This window comes from Bacilli bacterium, from assembly GCA_036381315.1.
GTDB lineage: Bacteria > Bacillota > Bacilli > Paenibacillales > KCTC-25726 > DASVDB01.
Genome location: DASVDB010000081.1, coordinates 1 through 14664, shown reverse-complemented (window position 1 = coordinate 14664; position 14664 = coordinate 1). Strand labels below are relative to the sequence as shown.

Genomic DNA, 14664 nt, shown 5'->3' with positions numbered 1-14664 from the left:
GCCCCGACCTTCAAAAAAATTTCAGGCGGGCAGCCTCCTCTGGCAAAAACGCGTTATTTTTTATCCGGTTTATTTTTGAACATTTCGCCGATTGCGCCGACGCTGGCGAGCGCGTCCGCCGCCCCGGTCGGAAGGAATATTTTGTTGGCTTCGCCGTTCGCGATTTCCTTTAAAGCCTCAAACGATTTATAGACCAACACGGTTTCGTCAAGTCCGGAAGCAAGCAACTGCTCGATGCGGTTGCGCTCCGCTTCGGCGATCAAACGGATCGCCTTGGCCTGGCCTTCGGCCTCCAGTTCCTGTGAACGGCTTTGCCCTTCCGCCTGCAGGATGCGCGCCTCCTTCTCCCCTTCGGAGCGGAGGATTTTGCTTGTTTTGTCCCCTTCCGCGCGGAGAATCATATCCTGTTTCGCCGCTTCCGCCTCCAAAATGATGGCGCGGCGGTTGCGTTCCGCTTTCATTTGTTTGTCCATCGCTTCCTGGATATCAGCCGGCGGTTTGATGTCGACGACTTCCACCCGTTCGATGCGAACGCCCCATTTCTCCGTCGCCTCGTCCAATGCCACGCGGATTTCCGCGGAAATTTTTTCCCGGCCGGACAACGTCTCGTCCAGTTCCATCTTGCCGATAATTTGCCGCAATGTTGCGGTCGTAATGTTGCGAACCCCCATGACAAAATCGGAAATACCGTAAGTCGCCTGGTCAGGGGAGACAACCTGATAGAAAATAATTGTGTCGATCTGCACTTGCACGTTGTCCTTGGTAATGACTGTCTGCGGCGGCACATTCGCCTGTTGAATCCGCAGGTCGTGATACATCCTGACGTGATCGATAATCGGGATGACAATGTTCAATCCGGGATGCAAAAGCTTGTGAAACTTGCCCAATCGCTCAAGCACGCCCACGATTTGCTGCGGCACAATCTTGACCGACATCGCCACCAGGACGATCACAAAAAATACGATGACAATGGCAAAAATCAATCCACCTGACATTTACATTACTCTCCCTTCCATTTATAAACATGAAGCAAGGTGCTGCTTCTGCTGACCACTATTGCTTTTTCGCCCAAATCGAGCGCTTCATCCGACGTTGCGCTCCAGATATCGCCGCCGACACGGACAATGCCGATTTTCCCGGGCAATATCGGTTCAACGACATCGGCCTGTTTGCCGATCAACTCGTCCGCCGCATCTTTGTAGCCTTTTGCACCTTGAATCTTCTTCGTGAACGGGCGGGTAAAATAAGTCAGGACAACGGCGACAATCGAGCCAATCACAATCTGCAGCCAAACCGTGTCCGGAGCAATCAGGGAAACGACCGCGGCCGCCAACGCCCCTACTCCCAACCAGAAAAGATAAAATGTGAACGAGGCCATCTCCGCAATAATCAGAATGATGCCGATCGCAAACCAGAAAATCCACATTTGCATGCCGCAAACCCCCACTCCCCATGCATATTTTGGCGAGGTTGATCCATGACGATAAAGGTAAAATCCACATTCAATTATTTCTACGTAACCGAATGCAAAAAGGATTCATCCGCTGTACCGGATCGCTTCACGCCGGATGCATGACATACTCGGGTTCGCCATGCGTAATCACGCACTGCCCTTGGGTGAGATCCGTCACCCATGCCGCAAAGGAAGCGGATTCCGCCGCCAAAGGCAGGCACGTCAAAGCGACGCGGTCGGTAAATTCCGTTTGTCCCATCAGGATGCCGCGATGACGCAGTTCATTTTCCAGTTTGCCCAACCATGGATAATCGATCTCGATTTTCACTTTGCAATGCAGCGTTTTGGTGACGATTCGGGCGGCTTCCAGAGCGGCTTGAGCCCCGTCCGCATACGCCCGAATCAGTCCGCCGGCGCCGAGCATGACGCCGCCGAAATAACGCGTGACGACGATCGCGACATTTTTCAGTTCCTTTTGCTTTATTATTTCCAAAATCGGCTTGCCCGCCGTTCCCTGGGGTTCGCCGTCGTCCGATTGTTTTTGGAACTGGTCGCGGTCTCCCGCCACGTACGCAAAGCAATTGTGCGTTGCCGACCAATGCCGTTTCCGGATCTCCTCGATAAAGGAAAGCGCTTCTTGCTCGTTTTCAACCGGTTTGGCTTGCCCGATAAAACGCGACTTTTTAATGATGATTTGCTTTTCTCCGTAATCTTGTACGGTTTTATACGAATCCAGCATGCAAACTCCTTACATTTACTTCAGTCGCGCTTCCAAAGCGGCTTTTTCCGATTCATACCCCGGCTTGCCCAAAAGCGCGAACATGTTCTTCTTATAAGCTTCCACGCCGGGCTGGTCGAACGGGTTGACGCCGGACAGGTAACCGCTGATTCCGCAAGCTTTTTCGAAGAAATAAACAAGATAGCCGAACCAGTACGGCGAGATTTCCGGAATCGTCACAATCAGGTTGGGCACGCCTCCGTCCGTATGCGCAAGCATGGTGCCTTCGAAAGCTTTTTTGTTAACGAAGTCCATCGTTTTTCCGCTCAGGTAGTTTAGTCCGTCCAGATTTTCCGCATCCGCCCCGATTTCAATCTGCGCTATCGGTTTTTCCACCTGAATGACCGTTTCAAACAGATTGCGGCTGCCTTCCTGGATAAATTGGCCCATGGAATGCAAGTCGGTGGAAAAATCTACGGACGCCGGATAAATTCCTTTGTTGTCCTTGCCTTCGCTTTCTCCGTAAAGCTGTTTCCACCATTCCGAAAAGTAATGCAGCGACGGTTCATAGTTGACCAGTATTTCAATCGCCTTGCCTTTGCGGTACAACGCGTTGCGCACCGCCGCGTAACAGTAGCTGGCATTGTCGGCGAGGTTGGGGGATGCGTATTCGTTGCGCGCGTCCGCCGCTCCCTGCATCATGGCTTCAATATCAATGCCGGCGACAGCAATCGGCAAAAGCCCGACAGCGGTTAAAACGGAATACCGGCCGCCGACGTCATCGGGGATGACAAACGTCTCGTAGCCTTCCGCCGTCGCCAGTTTTTTCAGCGCGCCTTTCGCTTTGTCGGTCGTGGCGTAAATGCGTCCGCGCGCGCCGTCTTTGCCGTATTTCTTTTCCAGATATTCTTTGAAAATCCGAAAGGCGATTGCCGGTTCGGTCGTCGTTCCCGATTTGGAGATGACGTTGACGGAAACGTCCTTGCCTTCCAGCACCTGCAGCAAATGCGTCAAATATGTAGAACTGATGTTGTTCCCGGCGAAATATATTTCCGGCGTTTTCCGCCTGTCCTTGGGAAGCACATTATAGAAAGAGTGTCCGAGCATTTCGATCGCTGCGCGGGCGCCCAAATACGAGCCGCCGATGCCGATGACGACGAGCGCGTCCGAATCGCTCCGTATTTTGGCCGCGGCTTTTTTGATGCGGGAAAATTCTTCTTTGTCATAATCGACAGGCAGGTCGATCCAGCCCAAATAATCGGAGCCGGCCCCTGTTTTTTGGTGCAGCAACTCATGCGCGGTGCGGACAGCGGGTGCCAGATAATCCACCTCATGCTGCGCGACGAAACCAAGCGCCTTTCCATAGTCAAAACGAACGGATTGTCCCAATGCGTTCCACTCCTTTTATTTAAGTATACTGAAATATAGCATACTTTATCGATTGTATTAAAAATACCACAATTTTAATCATTTGTGAAAGCTCATGCACAGTGGTTTTCCCTTTTCCTGGGACATGCTACAATGAGAGTCGAGGTGATCGGGATGAAAATATTGGGGTTCATCGGTCTCGGTGTCATGGGATTGCCAATGGCTGCGAATTTGCGAAAAGCAGGCTTTGAACTGGTGGTCTACAACCGGACATGGGATAAGACGGATTTTTTGGTGAAAATGGGCGCGGAAGCGGTTCATTCCCCGGCGGAAGTGGCCCGCGCCGCAGATACGGTTATTACGATGCTCAGTAACGATCAAGCGATTCGCGACGTTTACCTGGGACCCGAAGGCATCTTGGCGGGCGTACGGCCAGGTGTGACGGCAATCGACTGCAGCACCGCTTCCCCCGGTATAAGCAGGATGCTTGCCCAAGAACTCGCCACGCGCTTTTCCGATTTTCTTGACGCGCCGGTTACCGGCAGCAAACCTGCCGCCGAAGCGGGCACGCTTACGATTATGGTCGGCGGAAATGAAGACGTATTTCTCGCCAATCAGGACGTTTTTCAGGCAATGGGACAAAAAATTGTCTATATGGGACCTAGCGGATACGGATCGCAAACGAAGCTTGCGCACAATGCGATGGTTGCCATTCATTCCGCCGCCATGGCGGAGGGACTGGCGATGGCCGTCAAATCCGGCTTAAACCCGGAAAAGTTTCTCGATATCGTCAAGAACGGTTCGGCAGCGAGCAAGCAGGTGGAATTGAAGCAGGATAAAATTTTGGACCGCGATTTCAGCGTGCAATTTGCGCTCAATCTGATGCTGAAAGATTTGAATTTGGCCGCGGATTTTGCCACATCGCTCGCGATTCCGTTGCCGCTTATGCAAAACGCCAGAAGCATTTTTCAGATGGCTGCGAACAAAGGGCTGGGGGAGGCGGATATGTCCGCGATTATCCAATGTTACGAAGAGTGGATCGGGCACAAGATTCGCCGGTTTACCGTTTCCGGGGAAAACAGCGCCGCCACCGTACAGGATCCGGACCGCCGCAAGCATATTCGCGTTCCCATGGGATTGGATATCAAAATCTCGGTTCATCAATGGCAGCAGGAAGGATCGTTCTCCGGGCAATTTATCGACGGCAAGCTGCACGACATTTCCGAAACGGGCCTGCTCATTTCATCGGCCTCCCCGTTGGCGCAGGATATGTTTGTGATCGTACATTTGCAGAAAGAAGCGGACCTGCCCCCGGTCATCGCCAAAATTATTCGCGTTGAATCACAGCACGACGGGACTTTCCGCTACGGATGCATGCTGTCGGGCGTGCCGCCGTATGTCATGCACCGTTTGGAACAATACATCAATCGGCATGCGGAAAAATGAGGCGCCTGCGAGCGCCTGCGCCTAAAAACGCCATTCGGTAAATTGTAGCGCAAATCTGCACTATAAATTTCGGATTTCATAAATATTTTTGAAATGTAGGTCGAATCTGCTCTTCATTTTCAGAAAAAGGCATTTTTTAAATTTTCAAGTGCATTTTTGCGCTACAAACTCAAAAAAGCTGGATTTCAAAAAATTAAGGTGTATTATTGCGCTTCATTTAATACCTTGCAATCTATAAATTCCAGCGATCATGCATAAAAGCCGCCGGATGAGTTCCGGCGGCTTAGCCGTTCATATGGACTTATGCGAGCATTTCTTTCACCAGACGAACGACGTTGTCGACGGTGAAGCCGTACTCTTCGATCACCTTGCTGCCGGGTGCGGACGCGCCGAATCGGTCGATGCCCAACACGCGGCCGGCATCGCCAACGTAACGCTCCCATCCGAGCGGTTGCGCCATCTCGACAGCCAAACGCGCCTTCACGTCCGGCAGGATGACCGAATCCCGATAAGCCTGCGGCTGGCGATCAAACAATTCGCGGCTCGGCATGCTGATCACGCGAACAGCAATGCCTTCTTCCGCAAGCTTTTGCTGTGCTTTTACGGCCAGCTGCACTTCCGAACCGGTGGCGATAATTTGCGCTTTGATCGCGCCTTGCGCATCGGAAAGCACATAACCGCCTTTGGCCAATCCGGTCTTGCCGCGTTCCAACGTGCCTTCCAGATGCGGCAGCGCCTGGCGTGTCAACACCAGCGCGCATGGGCCTTCCTTATTCTCCAGCGCGTACTTCCAGGCAAACGATGTTTCGTTGCCGTCCGCCGGGCGCAATACGGTCACGCCGGGGATAACCCGCAAAGCAGGCAGTTGTTCGATCGGTTCATGAGTCGGTCCGTCCTCGCCAACGCCGATGCTGTCGTGGGTAAACACATAAATAACCGGAACCTTCATGATGGACGCGAGACGAATAGCCGGGCGAACATAATCGGAAAAGACGAAGAACGTTCCGACATATGGCCGCAAGCCTCCATGCAGCACCAACCCGTTCGCCGCGGCGCCCATGGCAAATTCACGCACGCCGAAGTACATGTTGCGTCCGGCATAGCTTTCCCGGTGAAAAACGGGAATTCCTTTCATATGCGTATTGGTCGACGATTCCAGGTCCGCCGAGCCGCCTACAAGCCACGGCACTTTCGGCGCAATCGCATTGATCGCGTTGCCGGAAGCGGCGCGGGTGGCAATCGCCTTATCCGCAGGCGAATACACGGGCAACGCTTCATCCCAGCCCGCCGGCAGTTGATCCGCAACGGCCAGTTCAAAGTCTCTGGCTTGCTCCGGATACGCCTGTTTATATTGCGCAAAAAGTTCTTTCCACGCCTTTTCCGCTTGTTCGCCGTTTGCTTTGATTTGGGCAAAATAGTCGCGCACTTCATCCGGCACATAAAATGTTTTGTCTTCCGGCCAGCCGTATGCGCGTTTCGTCAGAACCGCTTCTTCCGCGCCCAGCGGAGAACCGTGCGGGCCCGCATGGCCGCCCTTGCCGGCTTTGTTCGGGCTGCCATACCCGATAATCGTCTTGATCTCGATGATGGTCGGGCGAAGCGGGTCGCTTTGAGCTTCTTTAATGGCTTGATTGATTGCCTTTAGATCATTGCCGTCTTCCACGCGCAATGTTTGCCAACCGTATCCTGCAAAGCGGGTCAGCACATGCTCGCTAAATGCCAGATTCAGCTCCCCGTCCAGCGAAATATCGTTGGAGTCATACAGCACGATCAGTTTGCCCAATTTGAGATGCCCGGCCAATGATGCGGCTTCGCCGGAAATGCCTTCCATCAGATCGCCGTCGCCGCAAATCACATAAGTATAATGGTCGATAATCGGGAAGCCTTCGCGATTGTAGACGGCGCCAAGATGCGCTTCCGCCATCGCCATGCCGACCGCCATGCCGATTCCCTGACCCAGCGGACCGGTTGTCGAATCCACGCCGGGCGTATGTCCATATTCGGGGTGGCCCGGGGTTTTGCTGCCCCATTGCCGGAATTGTTTCAGATCATCCATGGAAACATCATAACCGCACAAATGCAGCAGGCTGTATTGCAGCATGGAGCCGTGGCCGGCCGACAACACAAATCGGTCGCGGTTGATCCAGCGCGGATTTGCCGGGTTATGACGCATGAATTTCGTCCACAATTCAAAAGCCATTGAAGCCGCCCCGAGCGGCATGCCGGGATGGCCCGATTTGGCCTTTTCGATTGCGTCAATTGTCAATGTGCGGATTGTATTTACGCAAAGCTGTTCAATTTGAGCATTTTTATCCACAGTATCTTTCCTCCCTCGCATTTAAACTTTCACTATTGTATCATTAAAGCCCGCCACAAGCTATCAACAAACTCAAGCCGCGTGGGTTCAACGCGCGTTCGGACTCAACCGTTAATTGAACACGACGGTTTTGTTTTGATGGACAAGGATGCGGTCTTCCAGATGCCATTTGACCGCGCGCGCCAATACCGTCCGTTCGATATTTCGCCCGATGCGTTTTAATTCATCCACGCTTTGCCGATGGCTGACCCGCTGCACATCCTGCTCGATGATCGGGCCGCCGTCAAGCTCTTCCGTCACGTAATGCGCCGTTGCGCCGATAATCTTGACCCCCCGCTGATACGCCTGCTGATACGGCTTGCCACCGACAAACGCCGGTAAAAACGAATGGTGGATGTTGATAATCCGGTTGGGGTAATACTGCAAAAACTGCGGCGAGATAATTTGCATATAACGCGCGAGTACAATCGCGTCCGCCTTGTCCCCGACAATCTCCAATTGCGTAGCTTCCGCCTTAAGCTTCGTGTCCGGCGTGACCGGCACATGATGAAACGGGATTCCAAACGATTCGACCAAATCGCGCAAATCCGGATGGTTGCTGATCACCATGGAAATATCCGCGTAAAGATCGCCGGCATGCCATTGCCACAGAAGCTCCAGCAAGCAATGATCCTCTTTCGACACGAATATGGCCAGCCGTTTTTTCTTGCTCGCGGGCGAAATGGCCACGTCCATGGAAAAAGCTTGCGCCACCGCGGCAAAATCGCGCTTCAATGCAGCAAGTTTATCTTCCAATTCGGGCAGATCAAATTCGATCCGGATAAAAAACATGCCTCCCTCCGGGTCCATCGTATATTGATCTGACTGTACGATATTAGCGCCTTTTTCAAACAAAAATTGCGAAACCGCGCTGACGATGCCCGGTCTGTCCGGACAGGCGATCAGCATGCGGGCGCGGTTTGCAAGCCCAGCCTGGGAAGGGCTTTTATACTGTTTCGATATGGGAGCCATTGGATTCCTCCGTTGTCAATGTATACTGTATTTGCGCGGCGCGGCGTTACAGAAACGCCAACTTTCCCGCAAACCAGACGGTTAAGCGATGATTGATCGCTTCTTCCGCCAGTTCCGGAAAAAGCCTGTTTTCCGTGATCAGATCAAAAAGGCGTTCCATGGGCTCGCGCGGGTCATTTTTCTTCGCTTTGGCGTCGTTTTTTAAATGTTCCCATGTGGCTAAAACATAATCCCGGCGGTCAATCGCCCGCTTCTGCAAAAAATGGTCGAGCCGTTCGACATCCTCCAAAAACTCGCCGCCGAAGCGTTTCTCGACATTTCCGCCCAGCAAGGCGATCTCCGCTTCATACATGGGCCGCTGCCTGTTTTTATCCTTGCCGATCCATGGCGTCTCCAGAATCATCGGCAAAGATTGCAACGCGTCATGATGAACGACGCGATGGATCGCTTCCGTCCCGATCCAGCCGGAACCGACCGGGGTGTGCCTGTCTTTTCCCGAACCCCGCTCATTTTTGCTGTCGTTCAAATGTATAACCGCCAGCTTGTCCAACCCGATAACGCGGTCAAATTGCTGCAGCACGCCGTCCAGGTCGTTCACGATATCATAACCCGCATCGTGCACGTGGCATGTGTCAAAGCAGACCTTCAGCCTTTCGTTGTCCGCGACCTTTTCCATAATAGCCGCCAGCTCTTCAAAGCTGCGCCCGATTTCGCTGCCTTTGCCGGCCATCGTTTCCAGGGCGATGTTGACTTGCGTGCCTTTGGTGCGGCTTAACACCTCGTTTAACCCTTCCGCGATGCGATTGATGCCGTATTCCGCGTCTTTATCCGTATATGCGCCCGGGTGCAGCACGATATTTTTCACGCCGATATAGTCGGTTCGCTCGATTTCCGCCGTTAAAAAGTCTACCGCCAGTTCAAACGTGTGCGTTTTATACGAGCCAAGATTGATGATGTATGGGGCATGAACCACGATCTCGTCGATATTGTGCGCCTTCATGATTTCTTTGCCCTCGGGAATGAACTGCTCCTCGATCGGTTTGCGCTTGGTGTTTTGCGGCGCGCCCGTATAAATCATAAAGGTGCCGGAACCGTAACTAACCGCCTCATTGGCGGCATTCAGGAGTCCGGAATCGGAAAATGACACGTGCGACCCAATTTTAACCATTTCTGATCACCCCTAATTTCCGGTAAACAATAATACTATTGTAACGCAACGCGTTCCGACACTTCAATATGCCGTGTATACCGCGAGCACGCAAGGGGTAGCGAAAGCCAGCAAATGGTTTCGCAGCCAATAGCGCCAATGGCGGCAACAGCGGTCGATAGCGGCAAATAGCGGTCGATAGCGATCAATAGCAGTCAAAAGCGCCAATGGCGCCAACTGCGCCAACAGCGGTCTATAGCGATCAACAACAGCCAATATTTGTGATTTTTCATATATATTTTTTAAAAAATTGGATTTTGCAGCTCATATGTATGATTTTTCACATATATTTTCGCAAAATTCGCGATTCCCTGTTAAATATATATGGTTTTTCACATATAATCGCTAAAAATCCGGTTTCCGTGAAAATTATATGTGTTTTTTCACATACATTTGCTAGAGCTGAACGGGCAGCCGCATCCCGCTTGCGGTCAATCGCCATCATGCGGCAAATCGCGCTGGGATTAGCGCTCGGCTCAGTCCCTCGCCCGGCACAGCCACCTCCGCCTATCCGACACAATCATATCGCGCTGCAAGCGATTGGCCTCCGCCCAATACTTTGCCACCATAACGTGCCCAACCTATGTACTCGAAATTCGCGGTAAAATCCATTATACTGATGTTGAGATTGCTTGTATTCATTGAGGTGAACGCGCATGAATCAATTGCTGGCATGGGGAATATTCCTCTGGCCGTTTATTTTGGTCGGCTTTACCGCAATCGGCGGATATTTCATGTTCCGCAAATTTATGAAGGTGCTGCCGATGGCGGACGGCAAATCCAAGCTGGATTGGCAAAATTATTACGTCGAAAAAAGCAGGCATCTGTGGACGGATGAAGCAAAGCAATTTCTTGACTTGCTGGCCTCACCCGTCCCGGCGCCGTTTCGCGACGTCGCCAAGCACACGATGGCTGCCAAAATCGGCCAGGTCGCGCTCGAGCGCAACTTGCCGGAAATCACCCGCGACGCCTGCATCGAAGGATATATTTTATCGACGCCGAAACGCGACCATAAAAGCCTGATCCGTTTCTTAAAAGAGCAAAACATCAATTACTCGCGCTTTGAACATATTTTGGGCGGCGACAACCATTAACAGTCAGGCTCGTTCATACCCGCGTCAACCAACACGCGCATGCTTGGCGTGATGCCGCGGATTAACGGTCAGGCTCGTTCATACCCGCACCCGCGTTCAAAACCGCGCGTTTTCATAAGCACACCCGCTATTGCGACATAACAACCTAGATGCCGCAATAGCGGGTGTTTTTCTGATGAAAAAACATTTGTTGCTGCTTCTCGTTTTGCTGAATGATCCGCTGTCAGGCAAAAAGGCGGTTAAAGCGGACCGCCGGCAATTTATCCGCTCCTGGCAAGCATTAGGCAAGCAAGCATGATCATACCGCGAAACTAACGATTCTCAATTTCCCATTCGGCGTGAATGACCCGCTGCAGCCAGCGGTTAAAATGCCGCTCAATCACATCAATCATTTCGTCTTCCGGCAATCCTTCCACTTCGCTGTCGTCGATTTCAATAATTTTTTTGATGCCGCCGCGCCGATTGCCGATGGATACCCGACATTTCACCTTCATGCATCTCCATCCTTCGATAACGCAACTTATACTTATATTGTATTGGCAATCAGAGGGCTTTGTTCCAGATCAGAAACCTTGCGCAATCCAGCGACAGCCGCCGGAAAAATAAACATACGCCCGCCAAACTCGAGCCAATGGCAACCACAACCCAAACAAGCGGAAGCATAATCAACACGTTCATTCCTATGTCCGCCGCGAATGAAACATGCCCCGGGCTTATCCGCCAACAAACAGAAGAGCCCGAATCCGCTTCGGGCTCTTGTTTGCCGTTATTGCTGCATTCCGGCCGCCATTTTGGCAAGGCGGCTTTTCCTATGGTCGATGTGTTTTTTCAGCATTTCAAGCGCATGCTCTTTCCGCTCCGCCGAGATCAACCCATATTGATAATGGGTTTCGATAAGCTCTTTTTTCGATCTATACAGTTGGTCGTATTGCGCATTCAACTTGCTGACTTGCTCTTTCGTCAACTTGACGTGATGGCGGCAATCGTCGTCTTTTTCAAGCTTATCGCCTTTCTCATACTTGTCGTCGCCGCTTTGTCCCGCATGCCCATGCGACTGCACCCCCGAAACAGGCGCAACGGCTACGGCCGAAACCGGTTGATATACCGCAAACAACAGCGCGGCAAAGAGAATGGCGGCGCACCCCCACCATTTTCCCATCTTGTCACCCCCTTAAGGCTTTCCGTTGAAACAGGCGGCGTATTAACATTTCGATGTTAAGAAAAACCGCCCCTGATTGCTGTTAGTATGGCCGCAAGCATTACTTTTTATAAAAATGTAAATTTCTAATGGTTTTCTCACATTACTGGTTTTCGTCAACGCATGCAAAGGATCGCCTCATTTATGGCAGAAACTTCAACTTTTTATTTGTGTTAAGGTAGTCCCAAGGAGGTTTGATACAAATGAAATCATTCATTCACAGCCGATTCGTAAAAATGTTTGCCGCCATCAGCCTTGGCATGACGATGCTGTTTTCAGCAAGCATATTCATTGCCCCGAAAACTTCGCATGCGGCGTACGCATCAAAAGCCAGCCGCATTATCGCGACAGGCAAACACTTTTTGGGCGTGCGTTATAAATTCGGCGCTCCTGCGGGCGCTACCTATGCTTTTGACTGCTCGTCATTCGTGCAGTATGTATACAAGAAAAACGGCATCCGGCTGCCGCGGTTGGCAGGGAAGCAAGCGCATGTCGGGAAATTCGTAAAAAGACGCAACCTGCGTCCCGGGGACCTGGTATTTTTCTACTCCCCGATCCATCACGTCGCCATTTATATCGGCCACGGCAAAATTTTGCACACTTACGGCAAACCCGGCGTTACCATCTCCAAACTAAATACCGGCTGGTGGAACAAACATTATACGACGGCAAGACGCGTTCTCTAAGCATCTGTAACGTACAAGAAGGAAGCCTTTCCTCTTTGGGGAGGCCTCCTTTTTTACGTCTGCCGTTTGCCAACGAATCAGATGACGCTGCCTTTGCTCGCGTTGCTCTCGGCCAAATCCGAATCCAAAATAAACGTTACCGGAAAAAAAGTGGGGGAAAAGTCGCCATTAGCTTCGCCATATCCCATATTGCGCTTCGTCGAGAGAAACAGATCCGTCTGTTGGTTCGGACCTAACGTAACGACGCTTGAGCGATCCAAAACGTTCACTTTAAACCCAAGCAGATTGACCGCCATCGGTGCAAAATTCATACCCGTACCTCCTCAAGTTAGCGATGATTTGTTGATTGTCGGCGAATCAATTGCGTCCCGATCGTCAACAAAGCTCCTCGTTGCGACAAAACCGCTTTCGTCACCGAAATTTTGTCCGAATCCTTGCGTGCGCTTATCCGAATTGCTCCATTCCGCCAAAAAATTTTGCCCGATATTGACTGCCGATGCGTTTTCGATGGAATTAATCTTGAGCAAAAAAATATTAATGACAGTGGAAGGTTTCGGCATCTATCTCATCACCTCGCGCAATACCGATTCAAAATACGATTCATAACGCACAGCGGGCGGTGCTGAAATGGACATGGAAAAATTAAAACAGTGGATCGATATCGCGAATAAATTCCACGGGGGAGACTTCTGGTCGGATATTTTCGACCAAGCCCACCTGCAAAATTTGCCGTTACATCCATTTGCGAAATCCAAGCAGGATCCCGGCGCCGAACCCGGATTTCCGTATGCCGATGTGCTAATCTCAGGCCATGATACGATTGTGCTGATTGACCTGCCCGGCGTGGCGAAGGAACACGTTGAGGTATCGTTCAAAGGCGCTGCCATTTATATAAAAGGCCACTCATACGCCAGATATCCAAATGCGACGCCAATCCGCACGGAGCGCGTTTCCGGCAGTTTTGAACGGGTGATTCCGTTGCCGGAGGCAATCGGCACAAACAACATCTCCGCGAAATTTGACAACGGGTTGCTGGAGATTCGCATTCATGGAGAAGAATCGCCGCAGACGAAAATCCGCATTGATTGACGCAGCCGGTTAATGGAATCCGCCGGTCCTGATATTGCGATCGGACAAGTCGGCGTCGGATATGCCGGCAAACGGCGCAAACTGCACGGTTCGGGAAGCCATTTGCTGGCCGAACCCTTGCGTTTTTTTCGCCGAATTGAAAATCCCGACTCGCTTATTCACGCCAAATGACAACCCGGAGCCATGTTCGGCATTGTTTATTTTCAACCCGCATATATTCACTTGCATGGCCGAAAAGCGCATCGCCTTTTCCTCCTTGCTCCATCGTTATATGTGTATCATACGTGCAAACGCACCGGATTAGACTGTTCTATAGAAATGTGGGATGCCCAATGTGGTTTTTACGAAAGCGGCAGACGACGGCGCAATTGCTGCGCGATTTGCAAAGCAAACTGGACCGGCTGGAAGATCATTTGGAACATATGGCTCCGATTGTGGTAAAGAACATGCATGTGGAAAAAGTGATTGTGGACAAACTGGAGTACCACAACAATATCGGGGCGTTGGGAATTAAAGAGCTAAAAGGCCGATTGAATATCGGTGCGAATTATGCGGGGTTGCCGCCCGACTGGCTGGAGCATGCCGCCGACAAAGCAAGCGAAAAGCCGCCCGGGATTAAGCAAAAAGACGGGAAAAAGGACACCGCCGCAAGCAATCAGCCTGAAGACGGCGGCCCGAAACTTACATTCAGCCCGCGCCCGCCGGCATAAAAAAATACCCCGATCACTGTCGGAGTATTGGTTAAGGATAGGCCCGGTGGGGGTCGAACCCACGACCTGATGATTAAGAGTCACCTGCTCTGCCAATTGAGCTACGGACCTGCAACGCTATCTATTATAAACACATAAGCCGCGATTGCGCAAGACTTAATTTTTAACAATCCCCATGAAATCCAAGTCGCACATCAATAATGAAGCCTCCGCCTCCGCTGCCCGTGCCTGAGACAGGATTAACTTCTCCCGTCTTCTACTGCCAATACGTTGCATCTGTCACGGAAAGCGAATCCGTCCCATACTTGGAGGTCAGATTAAATCACAACTTAAGTTGGTTCATTTTTTACAGAATAAGGTCTTATAA

Annotated in this window: 19 protein-coding genes and 1 tRNA gene; 6 read left to right on the top strand and 14 right to left on the bottom strand. The window is 51.5% G+C overall.

The window, feature by feature from the left end:
- Window positions 1-53: 53 nt before the first annotated feature.
- The 4 genes from VF260_06335 to VF260_06320 form a co-directional block, all read right to left on the bottom strand.
- The gene (locus VF260_06335; protein ID HEX7056798.1) at window positions 54-995 is read right to left on the bottom strand and encodes an SPFH domain-containing protein; all 942 of its coding nucleotides are present in this window, start codon (window positions 993-995) and stop codon (window positions 54-56) included.
- A gap of 5 nt (window positions 996-1000) precedes the next feature.
- Complete coding sequence (locus VF260_06330) at window positions 1001-1432, bottom strand: NfeD family protein (protein HEX7056797.1); 432 nt, start codon at window positions 1430-1432, stop codon at window positions 1001-1003.
- A gap of 127 nt (window positions 1433-1559) precedes the next feature.
- The gene (locus tag VF260_06325; GenBank protein HEX7056796.1) at window positions 1560-2192 is read right to left on the bottom strand and encodes a YigZ family protein; all 633 of its coding nucleotides are present in this window, start codon (window positions 2190-2192) and stop codon (window positions 1560-1562) included.
- Between the two features lie 15 nt (window positions 2193-2207).
- Entirely contained in the window at window positions 2208-3560 is a 1353-nt protein-coding gene (locus VF260_06320) for a glucose-6-phosphate isomerase (protein HEX7056795.1), read from the bottom strand.
- Between the two features lie 132 nt (window positions 3561-3692).
- Here VF260_06320 and VF260_06315 point away from each other — a divergent pair, with 132 nt between their 5' ends.
- Window positions 3693-4985, top strand: a complete 1293-nt coding sequence (locus VF260_06315; protein ID HEX7056794.1) for an NAD(P)-binding domain-containing protein — start codon at window positions 3693-3695, stop codon at window positions 4983-4985.
- A 301-nt stretch (window positions 4986-5286) separates the two neighbouring features.
- Here VF260_06315 and tkt read toward each other — a convergent pair whose 3' ends face one another.
- The 3 genes from tkt to VF260_06300 form a co-directional block, all read right to left on the bottom strand.
- Window positions 5287-7302, bottom strand: coding sequence for a transketolase (gene tkt / locus VF260_06310; GenBank protein ID HEX7056793.1), 2016 nt, complete (start codon window positions 7300-7302; stop codon window positions 5287-5289).
- A 111-nt stretch (window positions 7303-7413) separates the two neighbouring features.
- The gene (gene purU / locus VF260_06305) at window positions 7414-8313 is read right to left on the bottom strand and encodes a formyltetrahydrofolate deformylase (GenBank protein ID HEX7056792.1); all 900 of its coding nucleotides are present in this window, start codon (window positions 8311-8313) and stop codon (window positions 7414-7416) included.
- A gap of 46 nt (window positions 8314-8359) precedes the next feature.
- A complete protein-coding gene (locus tag VF260_06300) occupies window positions 8360-9481 on the bottom strand; it encodes a deoxyribonuclease IV (protein HEX7056791.1) in 1122 nt (373 codons plus the stop codon).
- Window positions 9482-10176: 695 nt separating this feature from the next.
- On the opposite strand from VF260_06300, the gene VF260_06295 reads away from it, so the two are divergent.
- On the top strand, window positions 10177-10614 hold the full coding sequence (locus tag VF260_06295; protein ID HEX7056790.1) for a DUF2621 family protein: 438 nt from the start codon (window positions 10177-10179) through the stop codon (window positions 10612-10614).
- Between the two features lie 175 nt (window positions 10615-10789).
- On the top strand, window positions 10790-10912 hold the full coding sequence (locus VF260_06290; protein HEX7056789.1) for a hypothetical protein: 123 nt from the start codon (window positions 10790-10792) through the stop codon (window positions 10910-10912).
- Window positions 10913-10925: 13 nt separating this feature from the next.
- Here the strand turns inward: VF260_06290 and VF260_06285 are convergent, their stop codons facing one another.
- The 3 genes from VF260_06285 to VF260_06275 all read right to left on the bottom strand — a co-directional run bounded on the left by VF260_06285 (window position 10926) and on the right by VF260_06275 (window position 11773).
- Window positions 10926-11108: a hypothetical protein gene (locus tag VF260_06285; GenBank protein ID HEX7056788.1), complete on the bottom strand. Its 183-nt coding sequence runs from the start codon at window positions 11106-11108 to the stop codon at window positions 10926-10928.
- Window positions 11109-11157: 49 nt separating this feature from the next.
- Entirely contained in the window at window positions 11158-11292 is a 135-nt protein-coding gene (locus tag VF260_06280) for a hypothetical protein (GenBank protein HEX7056787.1), read from the bottom strand.
- 88 nt (window positions 11293-11380) lie between these two features.
- Window positions 11381-11773, bottom strand: coding sequence for a hypothetical protein (locus VF260_06275; GenBank protein HEX7056786.1), 393 nt, complete (start codon window positions 11771-11773; stop codon window positions 11381-11383).
- 242 nt (window positions 11774-12015) lie between these two features.
- Here VF260_06275 and VF260_06270 point away from each other — a divergent pair, with 242 nt between their 5' ends.
- The gene (locus VF260_06270) at window positions 12016-12498 is read left to right on the top strand and encodes a C40 family peptidase (GenBank protein ID HEX7056785.1); all 483 of its coding nucleotides are present in this window, start codon (window positions 12016-12018) and stop codon (window positions 12496-12498) included.
- A gap of 77 nt (window positions 12499-12575) precedes the next feature.
- Here VF260_06270 and VF260_06265 read toward each other — a convergent pair whose 3' ends face one another.
- Window positions 12576-12809: a hypothetical protein gene (locus tag VF260_06265; GenBank protein ID HEX7056784.1), complete on the bottom strand. Its 234-nt coding sequence runs from the start codon at window positions 12807-12809 to the stop codon at window positions 12576-12578.
- Between the two features lie 12 nt (window positions 12810-12821).
- Window positions 12822-13058, bottom strand: coding sequence for a hypothetical protein (locus VF260_06260; protein ID HEX7056783.1), 237 nt, complete (start codon window positions 13056-13058; stop codon window positions 12822-12824).
- A 67-nt stretch (window positions 13059-13125) separates the two neighbouring features.
- Between VF260_06260 and VF260_06255 the strand changes: the two genes are divergently transcribed.
- Window positions 13126-13587, top strand: a complete 462-nt coding sequence (locus tag VF260_06255; protein HEX7056782.1) for an Hsp20/alpha crystallin family protein — start codon at window positions 13126-13128, stop codon at window positions 13585-13587.
- A 9-nt stretch (window positions 13588-13596) separates the two neighbouring features.
- Here the strand turns inward: VF260_06255 and VF260_06250 are convergent, their stop codons facing one another.
- Window positions 13597-13830, bottom strand: a complete 234-nt coding sequence (locus VF260_06250) for a hypothetical protein (protein ID HEX7056781.1) — start codon at window positions 13828-13830, stop codon at window positions 13597-13599.
- 89 nt (window positions 13831-13919) lie between these two features.
- On the opposite strand from VF260_06250, the gene VF260_06245 reads away from it, so the two are divergent.
- On the top strand, window positions 13920-14297 hold the full coding sequence (locus VF260_06245; GenBank protein ID HEX7056780.1) for a hypothetical protein: 378 nt from the start codon (window positions 13920-13922) through the stop codon (window positions 14295-14297).
- Between the two features lie 38 nt (window positions 14298-14335).
- On the opposite strand, the gene VF260_06240 is transcribed toward VF260_06245, so the two are convergent.
- Window positions 14336-14408: transfer RNA gene (locus VF260_06240), tRNA-Lys, on the bottom strand.
- Window positions 14409-14664: the final 256 nt, after the last annotated feature.

Excerpts from the sequence above, each read along its gene's own strand:
- VF260_06335 (HEX7056798.1), bottom strand. The coding sequence starts at position 995 with ATGTCAGGTGGATTGATTTTTGCCATTGTCATCGTATTTTTTGTGATC.
- VF260_06330 (HEX7056797.1), bottom strand. The coding sequence starts at position 1,432 with ATGCAAATGTGGATTTTCTGGTTTGCGATCGGCATCATTCTGATTATT.
- VF260_06325 (HEX7056796.1), bottom strand. The coding sequence starts at position 2,192 with ATGCTGGATTCGTATAAAACCGTACAAGATTACGGAGAAAAGCAAATC.
- VF260_06315 (HEX7056794.1), top strand. The coding sequence starts at position 3,693 with ATGAGAGTCGAGGTGATCGGGATGAAAATATTGGGGTTCATCGGTCTC.
- purU (HEX7056792.1), bottom strand. The coding sequence starts at position 8,313 with ATGGCTCCCATATCGAAACAGTATAAAAGCCCTTCCCAGGCTGGGCTT.
- VF260_06300 (HEX7056791.1), bottom strand. The coding sequence starts at position 9,481 with ATGGTTAAAATTGGGTCGCACGTGTCATTTTCCGATTCCGGACTCCTG.
- VF260_06295 (HEX7056790.1), top strand. The coding sequence starts at position 10,177 with ATGAATCAATTGCTGGCATGGGGAATATTCCTCTGGCCGTTTATTTTG.
- VF260_06290 (HEX7056789.1), top strand. The coding sequence starts at position 10,790 with ATGAAAAAACATTTGTTGCTGCTTCTCGTTTTGCTGAATGATCCGCTG.
- VF260_06285 (HEX7056788.1), bottom strand. The coding sequence starts at position 11,108 with ATGAAGGTGAAATGTCGGGTATCCATCGGCAATCGGCGCGGCGGCATC.
- VF260_06280 (HEX7056787.1), bottom strand. The coding sequence starts at position 11,292 with ATGAACGTGTTGATTATGCTTCCGCTTGTTTGGGTTGTGGTTGCCATT.
- VF260_06275 (HEX7056786.1), bottom strand. The coding sequence starts at position 11,773 with ATGGGAAAATGGTGGGGGTGCGCCGCCATTCTCTTTGCCGCGCTGTTG.
- VF260_06270 (HEX7056785.1), top strand. The coding sequence starts at position 12,016 with ATGAAATCATTCATTCACAGCCGATTCGTAAAAATGTTTGCCGCCATC.
- VF260_06265 (HEX7056784.1), bottom strand. The coding sequence starts at position 12,809 with ATGAATTTTGCACCGATGGCGGTCAATCTGCTTGGGTTTAAAGTGAAC.
- VF260_06260 (HEX7056783.1), bottom strand. The coding sequence starts at position 13,058 with ATGCCGAAACCTTCCACTGTCATTAATATTTTTTTGCTCAAGATTAAT.
- VF260_06255 (HEX7056782.1), top strand. The coding sequence starts at position 13,126 with ATGGACATGGAAAAATTAAAACAGTGGATCGATATCGCGAATAAATTC.
- VF260_06250 (HEX7056781.1), bottom strand. The coding sequence starts at position 13,830 with ATGCGCTTTTCGGCCATGCAAGTGAATATATGCGGGTTGAAAATAAAC.
- VF260_06245 (HEX7056780.1), top strand. The coding sequence starts at position 13,920 with ATGTGGTTTTTACGAAAGCGGCAGACGACGGCGCAATTGCTGCGCGAT.